We start from the raw sequence: 16,936 nt of genomic DNA on the forward strand, positions 1-16,936 counted from the left end.
AAAATGTTAGAACGCCTTTTCTTGAAAAAATCATGCAGGCTCAACCAGGAACAACGGTTGGTCAAATTCAACCGGAGTGGCGTTTTCAACCAATATTTTCACGATTTTTCCTGATACCTCTGATTCAATTTCGTTAAACAATTTCATAGCCTCAATAATGCAGACTACCTTGCCGCTTGAGATTTCATCACCTACTTCTACAAATGATGGTTTATCAGGCCCGGCAGAACGGTAAAATGTGCCTATCATCGGAGATTTAATGGTAATCAGATTGCTGGCTGGTGCAGCCTGCGCAGCCGGAGCAGCTTGTGGAGCCGGGGCTGCAGCTACCGGAGCGGCTACCGGAGCCTGTACTACTACTGCCGGAGCCGGCTGAGCAGCAGCCGGAGCCACGTTTGAATAGCGCTTGATGGCCAACTTTAACTCTGATGTTTCGATATTTACTTCATCTAGTCCTGATTGTGCAATAAAATCAATCAGTTTTTGAATGTCCTTTGTTTCCATGAAGGGTAAAGATTTGTCGTTTTGTAAATGAGTATAGTTTGTTTGGTTCCAGAAGTTTTTGAGAAAACCGGCTTTTAACTGGGGCGCTTCGGGCTTTTGCCAGCAGACAAGGTCCGGATACAGTGGAAAGTTGTCTGGCGTTGGAGCGCATAAAAAACTGGTTAATCTTCTGCAAAAGTAAACATAAAGACGACACCCACAAAGAAAGCTGAGGCGCCAGGGCTTGATTTAAGCATTAAAAGTCACTTAAAATCAGTATCATGTTACGCTTGGTTTCTATAAAATGCGATGTCGTCTTTTATAAATATCTTATTTCTCTTTCACGCGTGAGTCGTACTCATACGTAGTTGTATTTACACGAATAAGCTCGTCTGTATCAATAAAAAGAGGTACTTTAATAGTAGCGCCGGTTTCTACAGTAGCCGGTTTAGACGGGCTGTTGGCGGTATCGCCTCTTACGCCTGGTTCGGTGTAGGTTACTCGTAGTTCAACATAGGTTGGTAGCTCTACGCTCAGAATAGTTTCTGTTTCTGCATGCACCAGAATATCAACCTGTTGGCCTTCTTTCATCAGGTCGGCCTGTGGCACCAGTTTTTCTTCTATATTTATCTGTTCAAAAGTTTCAACTTCCATGAAATTGAATCCTGTTTCATCTTTATATAGAAACTGGTATTGTCTTTTTTCTACCCGTGCAGTTGTAATGTTTACACCTGAAGTAAAAGTATTGTCAATTACCCTTCCTGTACGAAGGTTTCTGAGTTTAGTTCTAACAAAAGCTGGTCCTTTGCCGGGCTTTACGTGTTGGAACTCCACAATGGTGTAGAGGTCGTTATTCCACTCCATACAAAGGCCATTTCTGAAATCTGCTGTTGTTGCCATTACTGTTCAGTAAGCTTAATTATCAAATAGTTATTATCGTTCAAAATTAAAAACCACACTTATAAAGGGCAGAAGGGGGCTTTCATAACCAAACCGCCCGAACGGAACATCTTTCCGGTTTCTTCTGTATCGGGCATCATACTGGCTGAAAATCATGCTGAGGCCAACTTTGATGGTCAGTTCTTCCTGCGGCCTGAAACCAATATAAATTTCGTTATTGGTGGTTCCTCTTTGCCCCAGGCCCAAATTGTACCGGGTAGGTTTGGCGTTGAGGGTGTCTAACACTAAACCCGATTTGTTGTAAACAGTCAGGGAATCTTTTCTTTTTCCGAACGCCAGCCCCACGATGTCGAAGTTAGCGCCTATCACTATTTTCGAAGTTCTGAACTCCAGCATTAGGGGTACATTAAGCGCATTGGCATTGGCTCTGGGGTAAGGAGTAAAACTCACCCGTGTATTGCTGGACTCCAGCCCTTTAAAGGCATTGCCAGCTGTAAAAAAAGAGGTAAGTCTGAAACCCGTACCAACTGCAAAAGCATATTTACCACCTAAAACCAACGATTGCCCATACATTATTGATGGAACATAAGTGCTCTTCTCAAAGCCGTAGGTTACACTAAAATTTTCAATCACTCTTATCCGTTGTGCAAACGAGCCTCTGAAACCCAGAAGTAATAAAGTCAGTATCAGTATTTTCTTCATGGTATGCCGTTGTAGAGAAAAATCCTCAGTTGTTTGGTTTACTCAGTATGCCCACTTTATATAAGCCGAGCCCCAGGTGAAGCCTCCGCCAAATGCTGCCAGAATCAGGTTATCTCCTTTTTTGATTTGTTTTTCGTAGTCGAAAAGACAAAGCGGGATAGTTCCGGCAGTTGTATTACCATAGTTCTGTATATTGAGCATTACCTTTTCGTCGCCTATACCCATGCGGCGGGCAGTGGCATCAATAATGCGTTTATTAGCCTGATGCGGCACCAGCCAAGCAATGTCGTCGCCGGTAAGTTGGTTGCGTTCCATTATTTCCGCAGAAATGTCGGCCATGTTGGTTACGGCAAATTTAAATACCGATGGGCCTTCCTGATGGATGTAATGTAATCGTTGGTCTACTGTATCATGGCTGGCCGGGAACCTGCTTCCGCCACCCTTCATAATCAGATGATTCTCGCCTGTTCCGTCAGAGCGTAACAGAAAATCCATCAATCCGTATTCTTCGGTGGTAGGCTCAAGCAAAACAGCACCTGCACCGTCACCAAACAGTACGCAAGTAGTGCGGTCGGTGTAGTCAACAATGGCAGACATCTTGTCGGCGCCAATTACAATTACTTTTTTGTATTTTCCAGACTCAATAAACTGTGAGCCAATTGATAATGCGTAAAGGAAACCTGAACAAGCCGCCAGAATATCAAAGCTGGCAATGGTTGGAATTCCACATTGGGTACATACCAGATTGGCTGTTGACGGGAACATGTAGTCGGGGGTTACCGTTGCACATATTACCAGTTCTACTTCTTCAGGCTTAGTGTTGGTTTTTTTAAGAAGACCTTTCACGGCTTCAGAAGCCATGTGAGAGGTGGCAAGACCGTCTCCTCTTTGAATATGACGTTGTTTGATACCTGTCCGGGTAGTAATCCACTCGTCACTGGTTTCCACAATCTTAGATAAATCCTCGTTTGTCAAAATATCTTCTGGCACGTAGCCATGAACACCCGTGATAGCTGCTCTAAGTTTCATTGTACAATTTTTTCCAAGCCCATTCAGAAGAAAACGATAAGGATACTTTTCTTTTTCGGGATTAGTTTTTCAGTGGGAAAAGTGTCTGTATAAATATGATGCAGATAAACCCCGCAGGTTGTCTGCCGGGGTTTATCAGTATTCGTATGCTTCTATGATATGGTCTGTTACTTTTGATTCAATCTGGCGTTTGGCCAGCAGAATCATGTTTTTGATAGCCTCGGGGCTTGAGATACCATGTGCCACAATTACGTTACCCCTGATACCTATAATGGGGCTACCACCACCCACTTCATAATTCATGCGGTCAATGAGCGGGTCTTTAATACCTCTTTCGGCGGCGTAGTCATAAAACGACTCGCCCATTTTAAAAATCACATTGCCTGTAAAACCCTCGGTAACAATTACGTCAGCCTTGCCTTCTAATAGATCGCGGCCTTCGATGTTTCCGATAAAATTTACTTTTTTGTTGATTTTTAAGAGCTGATAAGCCGCCTGAACAACGGTAGAACCTTTTTGTTCTTCTTCACCTATATTCAGTAAGGCTACTTTGGGGCGTTCAATACCGAAAGAGAATCGGGCATATAAAGAGCCAAGTTCTGCAAACTCGGCCAGTACTTCCGGCTTGCAGTCGGCATTGGCGCCTATGTCTAGCATAAGGCTGTAGCCGCCGTTTTTAAGCGGAAAAAAACCAGCGATAGGAGGGCGCTGAATATTGCCTACCGTTTTAAGGGTAAACAAAGAGCCCACCATCATAGCACCTGTGTTACCGGCGCTACAAAAGGCATCTACCTGCTTTTCTTTTAAAAGTTTAAACCCAACTCCAATGCTGGAATTGGGTTTCTGAGAAAATGCCCTGGTGGGATGCTCACTCATTTCGATAATGTCATCGGCATTAACCATTTCAATAGCATGTGCAGGATACTTTAATGTTCTTAAAATATCTAGCATTATGCTTTGTTTTCCTACCAATACAATTTTAGTACCTTCAGGTAAATGATTAGCGGCAATTACGGCACCTTCGACAATGGCTTTGGGGGCGTAATCTCCTCCCATAGCATCAACGGCAATTTTCATAAAGGAATTTCTTTAGTGAATAAATAGTAACCTTTTCCTGAATTTCACCCGGAAGCCACCTTCCTAAAGAACAGAATCAGGTGTTATTACGAAAGTATTACGCTTTTTCGTAGCTTTCAACCACTAATTTACCTTTATAATACAAGTTTCCTTCAAATACGTGTGCACGGTGGCGCAGGTGAATTTCACCTGTAGTTGCATCAACTGACAATGCTTTGGTCGACAAAGCGTCATGAGTTCTACGTTTATCTCTTCTGGTTGTCGAATGTCTTCGTTTTGGATGTGCCATTGTTCAATTTAATTTAATTAACAGGCTTTTTTGAAGCAGCTATTAATATTTTTGTACTTTATAATTGTCTTAATTTTGTCCGTCTTTGGTGTTTTTTAATGCTAACAGCGCTTTCCAGCGTGGGTCAATGTCTTCCTCTGTTTTTACTTCTTCCTCAGCGATTTCACCTGTTGAATAGATAAATCTATCGTCATCATCTTCTTCATCTCTGAACCGCGGGTGTAGCTTTTTCATAGGAAGCGAAACCGCAATAAAGTCATAAATATGCTGTGCAAGGTTGACGGTGGCGGTATTCATCGGAATCATCTCCAGCTCGTCGGTTATTTCTTCGTGCCTGTCTCCAAACTTAAAGATATACTTTTCTTCTAATTGCACAGGTTCATCAAATAGCTCAAGGCTTCTGTCGCAGACAAGCTCAATCTGTCCTTCTATTTTAAAAAACAGCTGAATCATGGTTGAGTTTTTATCAAGCAGAACATGGGCTTTAAAGTGCCCTGATTGTATAATATCCTGCTCAAAAAACTCAAAAAATTCATCGGCTCCCTCAAATTCGTAATTATAACGTTTATTTTCGAGACCCTGAATGTGAATGTCATATTTTGATAATACCTTGCTCACGTTTTCACAGAAAGGTTGCAAATTTACTGCTAATTTTGGAATTAAGAAAGTTTTTATACAAAATGCTTAAAATTCTTAGAAATCACCGTTGGTTTTTTATCATATTTTTCATCTGGCTGGTAATTCTGGCAAGTTTACAGATTGTCTGGTCGCCTGCCGAATTGATGTTTTTTGTAAACCGGCATAACAGCCCGCTGCTTGACACCCTGTTTGGTTACATCACCCTGTTGGGCGAAGACGGCTTCTGGCTTATACCGCTGGCTGTTTATCTGTATCAGTGGTTAATGAGAAAAGAAAATGTAAAAAACCAGGCAATAATGCTCATAATTATTTGGATTACCAAGGGCCTGGTATCAGTTATTATGAAAAATGCGTTTAATCTGCCCAGGCCGATGGAGGTTTATGAGTATAGCGGCCGGGTTATACATATAGTTGAAGGCCTGGAAATACACCATTGGCAGAGTTTTCCGTCGGGCCATACTTTTACGGCTTTTGCCTTTGCCTGTTATTTTATATTGGTAGCCAGAAACAACTTCTGGGGCTTTTTGTGGTTGGGCCTGGCAATGCTGGTAGGATATTCGAGAGTCTATTTATTTCAGCATTTCCCGAGAGATGTTTTTGCCGGCAGTATTCTGGGTGTTGCCGTGCCAGTTGGGCTTGTGCTGTTGTTTGATAAAATGAAATGGCCGGCCAGCCAAGCCAAAGGCTGACACCTGTTATTTTCTGTTATCTTCACCCAGCACCATGCTTAGGTAGCTGTTATAGCGGCTTTCGGCAATGGTGCCTTCAATAACTGCATCCTTCACGGCGCACTTGGGTTCGTCAATGTGCAGGCAGTTATGAAAGCGGCATTCGCCGAGCTTTTCTCGCATTTCAGGAAAGTAATGGCTTATTTCTTCTTTCTCCATATCTGCCAGGCCTAGTTCTTTGATGCCGGGCGAATCAATAATAAAGGTGTCCGGGCTAATCTCAAACATTTCGGCAAAAGTAGTGGTGTGTACCCCTTTATTGGCGAAGGTCGATATTTCTGAAGTACGCAAATCTAAATCGGGGGCAATGGCGTTAATTAAGGTGGACTTCCCGACACCCGAATGCCCGGATAACAAAGACACTTTGCCATTCAGTAAATTACGGAAGGTGTCAACACCGATATTATTGGTGGCCGAGGTAAACACACATTGGTAGCCGAGGCTTTCGTATAGATTGGCCAGTTCTTCCTGGTAGGCAATGGCTTCATCAGCCAGTATGTCCAGTTTATTAAATACCAGAATGGTAGGAATACGGAACGATTCGGCAGTAACCAGAAAGCGGTCAATAAAGCCCAGTGATGTTCGCGGAAAAGTCAGCGTGGCAATCAGTATAGCCTGATCAAGATTGGTGGCAATCAGATGGCCATGAGCCGTTTTATGCACCGACTGCCTGATAATATAGTTTTCGCGGGCGAGTATGTCGTATATAATACCGGTGTTTTCAGTTTCGCTTTCCAGGTCAAAAGCCACTTTGTCGCCGACTGCAATAGGGTTGGTTACTTTTAAATCCTTGATTTTAAACTTCCCCTTCAGACGACATTGCAAAATATTGCCCTGCTCGGTACGTACCTCGTACCAAGAGCCAGTAGAACGCATCACTAAACCTATATTCCGGCTCAATATTTTTTTTCGTTTAAAGTCTGAAAATGATAATTTACTCTAATCAAAACTTAAATTAATCTTAAAAAGTGCCAGTCATCTTATTTTTAAAGCAAAGGTACTGAACAATTTATGCCTTAAACGACCGGTAAACCTGTAAAATTTACAATTGTTGGCCCAAGGGTGCCGGTACTGTTCAAAAGCCTGAAAGGCCGCTGTGGCAGCTACATAGCAGCCTTTAAATAAATTTTTAAGATTTTTTTAAGTATCGGGCAACGTTTTGTGCAATTTTTTCGTTTATAGGTTATAGAACATCTAATATTTACTAATTATCTGGTACCACCAATGAAAAAGGGAGTTTTATTCGGATTAGCCGCTGTAGCCGTAGGAGTTGTAGTTTATTCTTTAGCCAAGAAAACCAAACCAACATTACCGTATTACAGACCCAATGTAAGATAATTTTGTGCATGCCCGTTAGCCAAAACCATTTTACAGTTTCTCAAGATTCTCAGTGATTGTCCGGCCTCAGAACCGGGTACCGCTGAGAATCTTTTCATTTCTGGTCAGGCAGTACCCATTTTATGCATGGTGTTTCAGATACTCGTTTTGCAGTTTCTGTTTTTCAATAGGCATAACACCTACGTACTCACAAACCAGACCACCGCCCAGGTTTGATAACTCGGCAATTGTTCGGGGCGGCAGGTTTAAGCCCAGGCAAATAGCGGCAATACTTACAACGGTATCGCCAGCCCCTGAAACGTCAGTGATGCTCCTGCGATGCGCCGGTAAATGGTGTATTTCGTTTTCAAAATCAATGAAAACGCCCCTTTCAGAGAGTGTCAGAAAAATACCATTTACCCCCAGTGCATTTTTGGCTTCGGCTACTACTGCTTTCACTTCATCCAGGTTATCGGCATCAAAATCTATCTTCAGGCCTTCTTTCAGTTCTTTCAGGTTGGGTTTAAATAAGTCGGCACCTTTATAGTACTTAAAGTTTCGTTTTTTAGGGTCTACAATGGTGGGCACTTTATGTTGTCTGGCAAACGCCACTATTTCCTGAATGCTCTGTTCGTCAAGCACGCCTTTGTCATAATCTTCAAATATTACAACCTGGCAGGTAGGTATCAGCGATTTGGCTTTTTCAATCAGCTGGCTGCGTTCTTCGGCGTTAATAACGGAGTCCATCTCTGAATCGATCCTGACAACATGCTGCGAGCCAGCCAGAATCCTTTGCTTAATTGTAGTTATCCGGTTGCTGCTCTGGATGATTCCATCCGTAGGCAACTGGTTTGAAGCCAGCAGCTCTATTAATTCTTTGGCTTCGGCATCTTTACCAACCACCGAGCATAACACAGGGGTAGCGCCCAGAGACTTGATGTTCATGGCTACGTTTCCGGCTCCTCCGAGCCTTATTTCCTTTTGCTTTACGGTTACTACGGGTATGGGCGCTTCGGGCGAAATTCTGTCAACTTTTCCGAAAATATAAGAATCAATCATTACGTCGCCAATAATCAGGACGCGAAGATTATTAAAAGAATCAAAAATCTGATTTACATTCATTCAAAAAAGTATTTGTTGTGTTCTAATGCCTCGTTTACAATGCAGGTCGCTTTTTTGGAGTTACAAAACTAAGGAATTTAACAGGATTTTTAAAAAAATCATACATTTTGGGCAATAGATTGCGTTATTTGTAAGTGAAAATTGCAGGCTTTTGATTAAGCGGTATTTACCTGCCCCTTGCAAAAGCGCACATATATAATACCCACTACAAACAACATTATGCGTTCTTTAGCCTTTTTACTTGCTGTTTCTTCTTTTTTTGCCGCCAAAGCACAAACACTTGAACAACTGGGAACAGCTATCAATTCTGAATATAACGAGCTAAGTCCGGTCATATCACCGGATGATAAAACACTGTATTTTGTGCGGGTGAGCCACCCATCTAATACGTTCGGAACCAAAGGCAGCAACGATGTATGGTATTCTGAAAAACGAGACGATGGCAACTGGACGATGGCGCGCCGTATGCCCAATTCTATTAATAAAGACCAATACAACAGCTTGTTCAGTATTACACCCGACGGTAACAAGATTCTGATTTCAGGCGTGTATCATAACGGGCGAAGAGATAATGCAGTGGGGATATCGATGTGCAAAAGAACCAAAACCGGCTGGTCGGAACCGGAAGAGGTGGTTATTCCAAAGCTGGCCAATGTATGTAAAGGACAATATCTGGCAGCTTGTTTGTCAAACGACGGAAAAACACTGATACTGGCTTTTAGCGAAAAGAAGAATTCGCAGGAAGATAACCTCTACGTATCTTTTCTTTCAAGAGACGGCAAGTGGTCTAAACCTGAAAGCATTGGGGGAGACATCAACACAAGCAGCACAGAAACATCGCCCTTTCTGGCTTCAGACAATTATACGCTATACTTTGCCACCGATCGTAAAGATGGCTTTGGCGGAACCGACATCTGGGTGTCGAAACGATTGGACAGAAGCTGGAAGCGCTGGTCGAAGCCGGTAAATATGGGTAATAAAATAAACTCTGATGCCAACGAGTATTCATTTTCAGTAGGGGCATCGGGCGAATATGCCTATGTGAGTACCAAGAAAAACTCTTTGGGCAAAGGCGACATAGTGAGGTTTAAACTGAGAGAAGAAAAGAAAGAAGCACCTGTAACGGCCTCGGCATTGCAAACGTCACGATCTGAAGAACAAAAGAACCTGGACAATGGCGGAACACCGATTGACGCCAAAAGCCTGGCTCCTTCGCCAGTGGTGGTTATCAGTGGCAGGGTGGTTGATAACAGAACAGGCAAACCAGTGCCTGACGCTAAAATTGTTTATCAGGCATTACCTGATGGAGAAGACGGAGAGGCCTTTACTAATCCGGTTACCGGCGAATATAAAATTGTATTGCCTTACGGCGCCAAATATAGCTACAGGGCCGAAGCCAAAGATTTTATCAGTATCGAGAAAGGAATTGACCTGACGCAAATCAGGGAATACAAGGAGTTAAAAAACGAGACACTTCGTATTGCTGCCATTGAAGTGGGTATTGATATTCCGCTCAATAATATCTTCTTTGAATACGCGAAGGCTAATTTACGCCCTGATTCGTATCCTGAGCTGGACAGAATGGTAGAAACGCTTCAAAGGAACCCGAATCTGGTGATTGAGATTCAGGGGCATACCGATAACGTGGGGTCGAACGAGAGTAACCTCAAGTTATCGCAGGATAGGGCAGAGGCCGTAAGGAAATATCTGGTTTCAAAGAAAATAAATCCTGAAAGAGTAAGCAGCATTGGCTACGGTGAAACACGCCCGATTGCCCCCAATGATACCGATGAGGGGAAGGCTTTAAACCGCAGGGTGCAAATGGCTATTGTGCGTAAGTAAATTTTTCTGAACTTTGATTTAACAGATTTAATGATTACCCTGGCTTTTGAATGAATGAGTATGAATTTGATTAAATTTATAAAATCGAATAGTAATCAATTCTAAACCGGAATCAAAAAAATCAGACTAATCAGCGTTCAAGACCTAACTACAATATCACGGTTCTGTTGCCATAAATAAAAACCCTATCGTTAAACACCAGTTTCAGTGCCTGGGTTAGTACCGATTTCTCTACTTCCTTGCCATCGCGTGCCATGTCCTGGTAAGTATAGCGATGGTTTACTTCTTTGATGTTCTGGGCAATGATGGGTCCCTCGTCCAGATTATTGTTCACAAAGTGGGCCGTAGCGCCAATAATTTTTACACCGCGTTCGTAGGCCTGGCGGTAAGGGTTAGCGCCTATAAAGGCAGGTAAAAACGAATGATGGATGTTAACAATCTTATTGGGGTAATGCGAAACAAATTCTGGCGATAAAATACGCATGTATTTGGCCAGCACCACAAATTCGGGTTTGTAGATTTCCAGCGTTCTTAAAAGCGCCTCTTCGTGTTCTTCACGGGTTTTATGCTCGTGGCTTACAAAATGAAACGGAATACCAAATTTGCTGGCCAGAGGTTGCAGAAGATTATAATTGCTTACCACTGCTATAATGTTGGCATCAAGCTCATCGAAATTATAACGTATCAGTAAGTCAGACAGGCAATGGTGTTCTTTGGTACAAAGCACAACTATGTCTTTTTTCTTCTTCGGAATTATCCTCAGGTTAATGGCATTCGAAAGAATGTTGTCTCTCAGGTCTTTCAGTACTTTTTCCGGGTTCAGTTCATCAGGCGCTTCAAATTCAGTGCGCATAAAAAACTGCCTGTCAGGGCTTACGTATTCGTCCTGGGCAAGAATATTGCACTCGTTTTTATATAAGACACTGGTTACATGAAAAATAAGCCCTTTGGCATCGGGGCCGTCCATTAAGAGAATATGTTTTACCATTACTTTACTTTTGCTGTAAACTGATCATTAATAACCGGGCAGGTTTATTTACATACCCATAAAACTCTGCAATATAATCACGGCACTTATTTTATCCACATTGCCTTTTACTTGTCTGTCCTTTTTTTTCATACCACCGGCAATCATGGTTTGTACGGCCATTTTAGACGTGAAACGCTCATCAACCAGATGCACGGGCATAGCCGGAAACTGAATTTTTAACTCTTCAATCAATTTATTTACATAAAAGGTGCCGTGGGTATCGTTACCGTCCAGATTTTTGGGCATACCTACCACAAATGCTTCCACTTCTTCTGCAGCGGTGTATTTTTTCAGATAATTAATCAGTGTGCCGCTGGGTACTGTTTCCAGCGCCGAGGCAATAATCTTCAGCGGGTCCGTAACGGCCAGGCCTGTGCGTTTGGCACCGTAATCGATGGCGAGTATTCTTGGCAATGGATTCTGATTTTAAATTAACTACAATTTTTTGGCTTCTTCCCAGAACACGTCCATTTCGGCCAGTGTCATGTCTTTCAGTTGTTTGCTGGCGTCTTTGGCTTTTTGTTCAAGGTACTGAAAACGCTTGATGAACTTCTTATTGGTACGTTCCAACGCCGTTTCCGGATTCAGGTTGATGAACCGCGCATAATTTACGAGCGAAAACAACAAATCGCCAAACTCGCCCTCGGCCTTTTCGGCATCAATTACCTCCTGCTTTTCGGCATTAAACAACTCCTTAAATTCCTGCATTTCTTCTTCAACCTTAGCCCACACCTGACTTTTTTCTTCCCAGTCAAAGCCCACACCTCTTGCTTTTTCCTGTATCCGCATGGCTTTCACCAATGCCGGCAATGATTGCGGAACTCCGGACAGTACAGATTTATTGCCTTCTTTTAGCTTTAGTTGCTCCCAGTTCTGTTTTACCTGCTCTTCGTTTTCAACTTTCACATCGCCATAAATATGCGGGTGGCGGGCTATGAGTTTATCGCAGATGCCATTCAGTACATCAGCTATGTCAAAATCTCCGGTTTCAGAGCCAATTCTGGCGTAAAACACCAGGTGAAGCATGATGTCGCCCAGCTCTTTTTTTACCTCCGTAAGATCCTTCTCCAGAATGGCGTCTGACAGCTCATAAGTTTCTTCAATCGTCAAATGACGCAGGGTGTCCATCGTCTGTTTTTTATCCCAGGGGCATTGCTCGCGCAGTTCATCCATGATGGTCAGCAGGCGGTCAAAGGCCATGAGTTTTTCCATACGCTCCTGAGGAAATACTAAAGGAAGTTTATTACTCATATCTCAATTGTTCGAAATTTCTGTAAAGGTCGGTAATAAAAAACAAAAATGCCACCTGAATTAAACAGAGGGCATAATCAAACGTTGTAATTTGGCTTTCAATCAAGACTTCCATTTAATGGCGCAGCCGATAGGTTTGGTTGTTGTGGTTACAACGGGTTTGCCCAGCAGCAGATTGTTTACGGCATCGCTTACGTAGTGTCTGGTTACCAGGGCGGGTTCTTGCGAGTTGTCGTCAATGGCACCGATGTACTGAACAACCAGGTGGCCGTTTTCTTTTTTCAATACAAAAGCCTGCGGGGTGCGGGTGGCACCAAAGAGCCTGGTTACGGCCTGTGTGTTATCGTTCAGGTATGGATACGTATAACCTCTTTCTCTTGCTCTTGCCTGCATATTGGCAAATGAGTCTTCTTCATAGGCTTCAGGGTCGTTAGGGTTAATGGCTATAACGGGGAAGCCCTGTGCCGCATACTTTCTGTCGATGCTGTTGATACGGTCTTCGTAAGACTTAGAGAATGGGCAATGATTAGAAACAAAAATGATGACAAAGCCTTTGGCCGACTCAAAATCTTTCAGCGAAACCATTTTACCGTCAATGTTTTTCAGTCTGAAATCAGCCACCTTGTCACCAATACCATAACCGGAGGCTGCTTTATGTGGTTGGCTGACCGATTCATGCGCACCGGCCACCGTCTGTATGTTGCTTAATAACAGGTACAGCCCGGTAAGCAGAGTCAGCATCAATCCCGGTATCGTTTTCATACAATCTGATTCAATAAGTTAGCGTAATTTTTATTGGGCAAACAAATATAGAAAGATTTGGCCGATAAAACACTTTGTTTATAAAATCGGAATTTTAACGATTATTAGATGCTAAGATTCATGTACCGCATCGGGGTATTAAACATTGCTAAAACCTGCTTTAATGGCTTTATGATGATGCCCTATGTGGTAGTGCATAAAGTAATAAATTTCACGAATAGTGAGCAGCTTTAAGACCGGATGTTTTATGCAAAGCTCGTCGAGTTCGGTTTCAGTGAAGGTATCCAGGAAATGTACCAGTGCCTCATGATGTTTAACAAAGCTGCTCATTAAAACGGCTTTTGAAGGGTTTTCTGGTAGCTCAGGTATAAATGCGCCACGGGCTTTGAGACCTGTACCAAGAATGGCCAGATAGCTGGCCACTACTTCATCATAACTCATTTGTGGGCGGTCAATTTTACCAAACTGCTCAACCAACACAGATTGCGGCAGGGCTAAGCCCACATTCAGGGTTTTGGCAGACTGTGTAAGATGCAGTATGTTTTCAGCAATAGACCATTTATCGCCAATGGGTGCAAAGAATTCTTTTTCGTCAACTGATGCTAATTCCTGTGCAATGGTATTGAAACTAGTGGTAATTGCTTCTTTTAAAGTAGGTTTTGTCATGATTAGTAGATTTGAAATTGCAGGATGAAATCATGGGGGCCCAAAGCAGGCGCCCCCTGACCTGTTACCTGTTAACGCACTATTAAAATCTTTGTCTTTAAACATTACTTCAGTTTTTCCATTGTCCGCAGAAAAGCATCATGCAAGAACTCCTTGCTGCCATATAGTTTAGCGAACATTGCGGCTCCTTCAAACTCCATAATGGTTTGCTGTGCCATTCTGAATGCGGTATCAGGGTCTTTTCCGCTCATAAAAATATTTTGCAGGGCGTTGGTCCAGTCATTCATGATAAGCTTTAATATATCATGAAACCCGGGTATAACGCCAACTGTCTCCAGTGTGGTGTTTCCTATCAGGCAGCCTCCTTCTTTTTCCAGCAGCAGCCTGCCCATTTTTTTTAGCAGTTTTTCCATGCGTTCTTCGGGGCTTACGGCAGCATCATACGCAATCGGGAATACTTTTTCCTTCAGGTAAACATGAATCCATACCAGTAAATCTTTCATCAGCATTTCTTTGCCGGAAAAATAATGATACAAGCTACCTTTAAGCAAGCCACAATTATTGGCAATGTCTTGCATGGATGTATTGTGATACCCTTTTAAACGGAAAACATCTGACGACTTAAGCAGTATTTCTTCTTTGGTAACTTTCTGAACAGGCATATTTTAAAAGCGCTTAATAGGCAGCCAAACAAATGTAAATATATTTTTTTATTTACCAAACGGTTGGTAGGTAAAATTTGATTTTTTTTTGCTACTGTCTTCCATTATTATGGTAAATAAGCCTTTCATCATATAAATGCATTAAAAATCAGCCTGTTGAAACCAACTTTTCTGTAAAACCGTTTCTTGTTCGTTGGTTTTACAAACACTTTCAAGATATATTTATGAATAAAATTGCAGGACAAGTCATCATGGCTGTCGTTTTTGTGTTGATTGACCTCTACGTATGGCAGGCTGTCAGGTTATTGATGCGGTCAACAAGTGAAATGACCCAGAAGGTAATCGGAATCGGATATTGGGGTCTAACCATCTTTTCAATTGTAGGGTTGTTTGTGGTTTTTAACTATACGCCGGCTACTGCACCCGTAAGGGCAAGTTTCCGCACTTTTCTGATGGCCGGTATCTTCATTTTTTATATTTCTAAGATATTCTCGGTGCTGGTATTGTTTATTGATGATATCATCCGCTTTTTTAAGTGGATTGTCTCGTTTTTTCAAAGTTCATCTCCACAACCGGCCACTGTTACGCAGAACCTGGAACCTGTGGCAACGGGTATCAGCCGTTCAGATTTTCTGGCCAAGTCGGCCTTGGCTCTGGGTGGTTTGCACATGGGAGGTATGACCTGGGGGATTCTTTCAGGTGCGCATGACTATCATGTAAGAAAAGTAACTCTTAACCTTAAAAACCTGCCAAAGCAGTTTGACGGTATGCGGATAGCGCAGTTGTCTGACATTCACTCTGGCAGTTTCTTTAATAAAACGGCAGTAAAAGGCGGGGTGGAGATGCTGATTAAAGAAAAGCCGGATATGTTTTTTTTCACCGGCGACCTGGTGAATAATATTGCGCCGGAGGTAAAAGATTATATTGAGATTTTTTCAAAAATAAAGGCACCACTCGGAACATTCTCTACTCTGGGTAACCATGATTACGGTGATTATACACAATGGGTTTCGGCAGAGAAAAAACGCCAGAACCTGAATGACCTGATTGGGGCCCATAAAACTATGGGCTGGGATATTTTGCTTGACGAACACAGAGAAGTGAAGGTTGATGGTGAAAAACTGGCTGTTCTGGGTATTCAGAACTGGGGCGCGGGTGGTTTCTCTAAGTATGGTAATCTTGAAAAGGCGCACGCCGGTACGCAGGAGTATCCGGTGAAATTATTGTTATCGCATGACCCAAGCCATTGGAGAGGCCAGGTGCTACCTCAATATAAAGATATAGACGTGGCCTTTGCCGGACACACACATGGTATGCAATATGGGGTAGAATTGGGTAGTTTCAAGTGGTCGCCGGTGCAGTTGCGCTACAAAGAGTGGGCAGGTTTGTATGAGGAGAACGACCAGAAGCTGTATGTGAACCGTGGTTTTGGTTACATCGGTTATCCGGGGCGTGTGGGTATTTATCCGGAAATTACTATTTTCGAATTGAAATCAGCATAAATTAAAAGGGCGGATATCCAATCAGATATTCGCCCTTCGTTTTAATACCGGATGGGTTATACCAGTAAGTCCCACTTATAGAGGCCGACTCTGGTTAACAAATATCGAAGAGATACCCACAAAACACCCAGGCCATATTTAGAGCTTCTTACAAAATTGATAGAAGAGGCTTCTTCAAAATATTTGGTAGGGCAGGTAACCTCAGCTATTTCAAAATCTTTCCAGAATATCTGCGCAATCATTTCATTGTCGAAAATAAAATCATCGTCGCATTTTCTGAAAGGTACAGTTTCAAGCACTTGCCTTGAGAACGCCCGGTAGCCGGTATGGTATTCAGATAGTTTCTGGTTAATCAGCAGATTCTGTGTAAAGGTAAGAAATCTATTAGCAATGTATTTATAGAGGGGCATGCCGCCTTTCAATGCGCCCTTGCCCAGTATTCTTGAGCCGAAAACAACCGGATAGAGTTCTTCTCCGATGATACTTACCATGGCTCTTATTAACTTGGGGGTATATTGGTAGTCGGGGTGAACCATCACCACAATGTCAGCCCCTATTTCAAGGGCTTTGGTGTAGCAGGTTTTCTGGTTTCCGCCGTAGCCTTTGTTTATGTCATGGCGTATTACGTGGTTGATGCCTAGTTTTCTTGCAACCTCAGACGTATCATCGGGGCTGTAGTCGTCTACTAAAATTACTTCATCGACAATATCGAAGGGAATTTCCCGGTACGTACGTTCAAGTGTTTGAGAGGCCCGGTAAGCGGGCATAACCACCACTACTTTTTTATTATTATACATATTAATTATTCGAGTTTTCGGTGCAAATTTGCATCCGATTTCCGGCAAATAGCCGTATTATTACATTTTGGTGCAAAATAGGGCATGATTCTTTTGATTTCCAAGAATAAATTAGTGAAGCACCTATTAAATACAGGC

General features: G+C 42.6%; 19 protein-coding genes. 3 read left to right on the forward strand and 16 right to left on the reverse strand.

Annotation, left to right across the window (positions count from 1 at the left end; all coding sequences use genetic code 11):
- Positions 1-30 precede the first annotated feature (30 nt).
- From accB to NZ848_RS11440, 7 genes are all read right to left on the reverse strand, one after another.
- Positions 31-504, reverse strand: coding sequence for an acetyl-CoA carboxylase biotin carboxyl carrier protein (gene accB, locus NZ848_RS11410; protein WP_259015592.1), 474 nt, complete (start codon positions 502-504; stop codon positions 31-33).
- A 309-nt stretch (positions 505-813) separates the two neighbouring features.
- Entirely contained in the window at positions 814-1,383 is a 570-nt protein-coding gene (gene efp, locus NZ848_RS11415; protein ID WP_101726839.1) for an elongation factor P, read from the reverse strand.
- Between the two features lie 33 nt (positions 1,384-1,416).
- Positions 1,417-2,085 carry a hypothetical protein gene (locus NZ848_RS11420; protein ID WP_253532672.1) on the reverse strand — a complete coding sequence of 223 codons (669 nt, stop codon included), beginning with the start codon at positions 2,083-2,085 and terminating at the stop codon, positions 1,417-1,419.
- A gap of 42 nt (positions 2,086-2,127) precedes the next feature.
- Positions 2,128-3,114: a beta-ketoacyl-ACP synthase III gene (locus NZ848_RS11425; protein WP_259015593.1), complete on the reverse strand. Its 987-nt coding sequence runs from the start codon at positions 3,112-3,114 to the stop codon at positions 2,128-2,130.
- A gap of 135 nt (positions 3,115-3,249) precedes the next feature.
- Positions 3,250-4,191 (reverse strand): phosphate acyltransferase PlsX, encoded by a 942-nt coding sequence (gene plsX / locus NZ848_RS11430; RefSeq protein ID WP_253532676.1) that lies wholly within the window; start codon positions 4,189-4,191, stop codon positions 3,250-3,252.
- 97 nt (positions 4,192-4,288) lie between these two features.
- The gene (gene rpmF / locus NZ848_RS11435; protein ID WP_101726835.1) at positions 4,289-4,480 is read right to left on the reverse strand and encodes a 50S ribosomal protein L32; all 192 of its coding nucleotides are present in this window, start codon (positions 4,478-4,480) and stop codon (positions 4,289-4,291) included.
- Positions 4,481-4,549: 69 nt separating this feature from the next.
- Positions 4,550-5,098: a YceD family protein gene (locus NZ848_RS11440; RefSeq protein ID WP_253532678.1), complete on the reverse strand. Its 549-nt coding sequence runs from the start codon at positions 5,096-5,098 to the stop codon at positions 4,550-4,552.
- 62 nt (positions 5,099-5,160) lie between these two features.
- On the opposite strand from NZ848_RS11440, the gene NZ848_RS11445 reads away from it, so the two are divergent.
- The gene (locus NZ848_RS11445) at positions 5,161-5,808 is read left to right on the forward strand and encodes a phosphatase PAP2 family protein (protein ID WP_259015594.1); all 648 of its coding nucleotides are present in this window, start codon (positions 5,161-5,163) and stop codon (positions 5,806-5,808) included.
- Positions 5,809-5,814: 6 nt separating this feature from the next.
- Here the strand turns inward: NZ848_RS11445 and rsgA are convergent, their stop codons facing one another.
- Positions 5,815-6,723 carry a ribosome small subunit-dependent GTPase A gene (gene rsgA, locus NZ848_RS11450; RefSeq protein WP_259015622.1) on the reverse strand — a complete coding sequence of 303 codons (909 nt, stop codon included), beginning with the start codon at positions 6,721-6,723 and terminating at the stop codon, positions 5,815-5,817.
- Positions 6,724-7,305: 582 nt separating this feature from the next.
- Positions 7,306-8,286: a bifunctional heptose 7-phosphate kinase/heptose 1-phosphate adenyltransferase gene (locus tag NZ848_RS11455; RefSeq protein ID WP_253532682.1), complete on the reverse strand. Its 981-nt coding sequence runs from the start codon at positions 8,284-8,286 to the stop codon at positions 7,306-7,308.
- Between the two features lie 219 nt (positions 8,287-8,505).
- Between NZ848_RS11455 and NZ848_RS11460 the strand changes: the two genes are divergently transcribed.
- Positions 8,506-10,128 (forward strand): OmpA family protein, encoded by a 1,623-nt coding sequence (locus NZ848_RS11460; protein ID WP_259015595.1) that lies wholly within the window; start codon positions 8,506-8,508, stop codon positions 10,126-10,128.
- Positions 10,129-10,276: 148 nt separating this feature from the next.
- On the opposite strand, the gene purU is transcribed toward NZ848_RS11460, so the two are convergent.
- The 6 genes from purU to NZ848_RS11490 form a co-directional block, all read right to left on the reverse strand.
- Positions 10,277-11,116 (reverse strand): formyltetrahydrofolate deformylase, encoded by an 840-nt coding sequence (gene purU, locus NZ848_RS11465; RefSeq protein ID WP_253532686.1) that lies wholly within the window; start codon positions 11,114-11,116, stop codon positions 10,277-10,279.
- Between the two features lie 48 nt (positions 11,117-11,164).
- Positions 11,165-11,572: a Holliday junction resolvase RuvX gene (ruvX, locus tag NZ848_RS11470; protein ID WP_259015596.1), complete on the reverse strand. Its 408-nt coding sequence runs from the start codon at positions 11,570-11,572 to the stop codon at positions 11,165-11,167.
- 21 nt (positions 11,573-11,593) lie between these two features.
- Entirely contained in the window at positions 11,594-12,409 is an 816-nt protein-coding gene (gene mazG, locus NZ848_RS11475) for a nucleoside triphosphate pyrophosphohydrolase (protein ID WP_253532690.1), read from the reverse strand.
- Positions 12,410-12,511: 102 nt separating this feature from the next.
- Positions 12,512-13,171 carry a thioredoxin family protein gene (locus tag NZ848_RS11480; protein WP_259015597.1) on the reverse strand — a complete coding sequence of 220 codons (660 nt, stop codon included), beginning with the start codon at positions 13,169-13,171 and terminating at the stop codon, positions 12,512-12,514.
- A gap of 138 nt (positions 13,172-13,309) precedes the next feature.
- Positions 13,310-13,837: a DinB family protein gene (locus NZ848_RS11485; protein ID WP_259015598.1), complete on the reverse strand. Its 528-nt coding sequence runs from the start codon at positions 13,835-13,837 to the stop codon at positions 13,310-13,312.
- A gap of 104 nt (positions 13,838-13,941) precedes the next feature.
- Positions 13,942-14,499, reverse strand: coding sequence for a TetR/AcrR family transcriptional regulator (locus NZ848_RS11490; protein WP_253532703.1), 558 nt, complete (start codon positions 14,497-14,499; stop codon positions 13,942-13,944).
- Positions 14,500-14,723: 224 nt separating this feature from the next.
- Between NZ848_RS11490 and NZ848_RS11495 the strand changes: the two genes are divergently transcribed.
- Positions 14,724-16,001 (forward strand): metallophosphoesterase, encoded by a 1,278-nt coding sequence (locus tag NZ848_RS11495; protein WP_253532706.1) that lies wholly within the window; start codon positions 14,724-14,726, stop codon positions 15,999-16,001.
- A 56-nt stretch (positions 16,002-16,057) separates the two neighbouring features.
- Here NZ848_RS11495 and NZ848_RS11500 read toward each other — a convergent pair whose 3' ends face one another.
- Positions 16,058-16,798 (reverse strand): glycosyltransferase family 2 protein, encoded by a 741-nt coding sequence (locus NZ848_RS11500; protein WP_259015599.1) that lies wholly within the window; start codon positions 16,796-16,798, stop codon positions 16,058-16,060.
- Between the last annotated feature and the right edge of the window lie 138 nt (positions 16,799-16,936).

It is taken from the genome of Emticicia fluvialis, assembly GCF_024793945.1.
Taxonomy (GTDB): Bacteria; Bacteroidota; Bacteroidia; order Cytophagales; family Spirosomataceae; genus Emticicia; species Emticicia fluvialis.

What these genes read in the sequence shown, in the direction of transcription:
- accB (WP_259015592.1), bottom strand. Translation starts at nt 504, where the DNA reads ATGGAAACAAAGGACATTCAAAAACTGATTGATTTTATTGCACAATCA.
- efp (WP_101726839.1), bottom strand. Translation starts at nt 1,383, where the DNA reads ATGGCAACAACAGCAGATTTCAGAAATGGCCTTTGTATGGAGTGGAAT.
- NZ848_RS11420 (WP_253532672.1), bottom strand. Translation starts at nt 2,085, where the DNA reads ATGAAGAAAATACTGATACTGACTTTATTACTTCTGGGTTTCAGAGGC.
- NZ848_RS11425 (WP_259015593.1), bottom strand. Translation starts at nt 3,114, where the DNA reads ATGAAACTTAGAGCAGCTATCACGGGTGTTCATGGCTACGTGCCAGAA.
- plsX (WP_253532676.1), bottom strand. Translation starts at nt 4,191, where the DNA reads ATGAAAATTGCCGTTGATGCTATGGGAGGAGATTACGCCCCCAAAGCC.
- rpmF (WP_101726835.1), bottom strand. Translation starts at nt 4,480, where the DNA reads ATGGCACATCCAAAACGAAGACATTCGACAACCAGAAGAGATAAACGT.
- NZ848_RS11445 (WP_259015594.1), top strand. Translation starts at nt 5,161, where the DNA reads ATGCTTAAAATTCTTAGAAATCACCGTTGGTTTTTTATCATATTTTTC.
- rsgA (WP_259015622.1), bottom strand. Translation starts at nt 6,723, where the DNA reads ATGCGTTCTACTGGCTCTTGGTACGAGGTACGTACCGAGCAGGGCAAT.
- NZ848_RS11455 (WP_253532682.1), bottom strand. Translation starts at nt 8,286, where the DNA reads ATGAATGTAAATCAGATTTTTGATTCTTTTAATAATCTTCGCGTCCTG.
- NZ848_RS11460 (WP_259015595.1), top strand. Translation starts at nt 8,506, where the DNA reads ATGCGTTCTTTAGCCTTTTTACTTGCTGTTTCTTCTTTTTTTGCCGCC.
- purU (WP_253532686.1), bottom strand. Translation starts at nt 11,116, where the DNA reads ATGGTAAAACATATTCTCTTAATGGACGGCCCCGATGCCAAAGGGCTT.
- mazG (WP_253532690.1), bottom strand. Translation starts at nt 12,409, where the DNA reads ATGAGTAATAAACTTCCTTTAGTATTTCCTCAGGAGCGTATGGAAAAA.
- NZ848_RS11480 (WP_259015597.1), bottom strand. Translation starts at nt 13,171, where the DNA reads ATGAAAACGATACCGGGATTGATGCTGACTCTGCTTACCGGGCTGTAC.
- NZ848_RS11485 (WP_259015598.1), bottom strand. Translation starts at nt 13,837, where the DNA reads ATGACAAAACCTACTTTAAAAGAAGCAATTACCACTAGTTTCAATACC.
- NZ848_RS11490 (WP_253532703.1), bottom strand. Translation starts at nt 14,499, where the DNA reads ATGCCTGTTCAGAAAGTTACCAAAGAAGAAATACTGCTTAAGTCGTCA.
- NZ848_RS11495 (WP_253532706.1), top strand. Translation starts at nt 14,724, where the DNA reads ATGAATAAAATTGCAGGACAAGTCATCATGGCTGTCGTTTTTGTGTTG.
- NZ848_RS11500 (WP_259015599.1), bottom strand. Translation starts at nt 16,798, where the DNA reads ATGTATAATAATAAAAAAGTAGTGGTGGTTATGCCCGCTTACCGGGCC.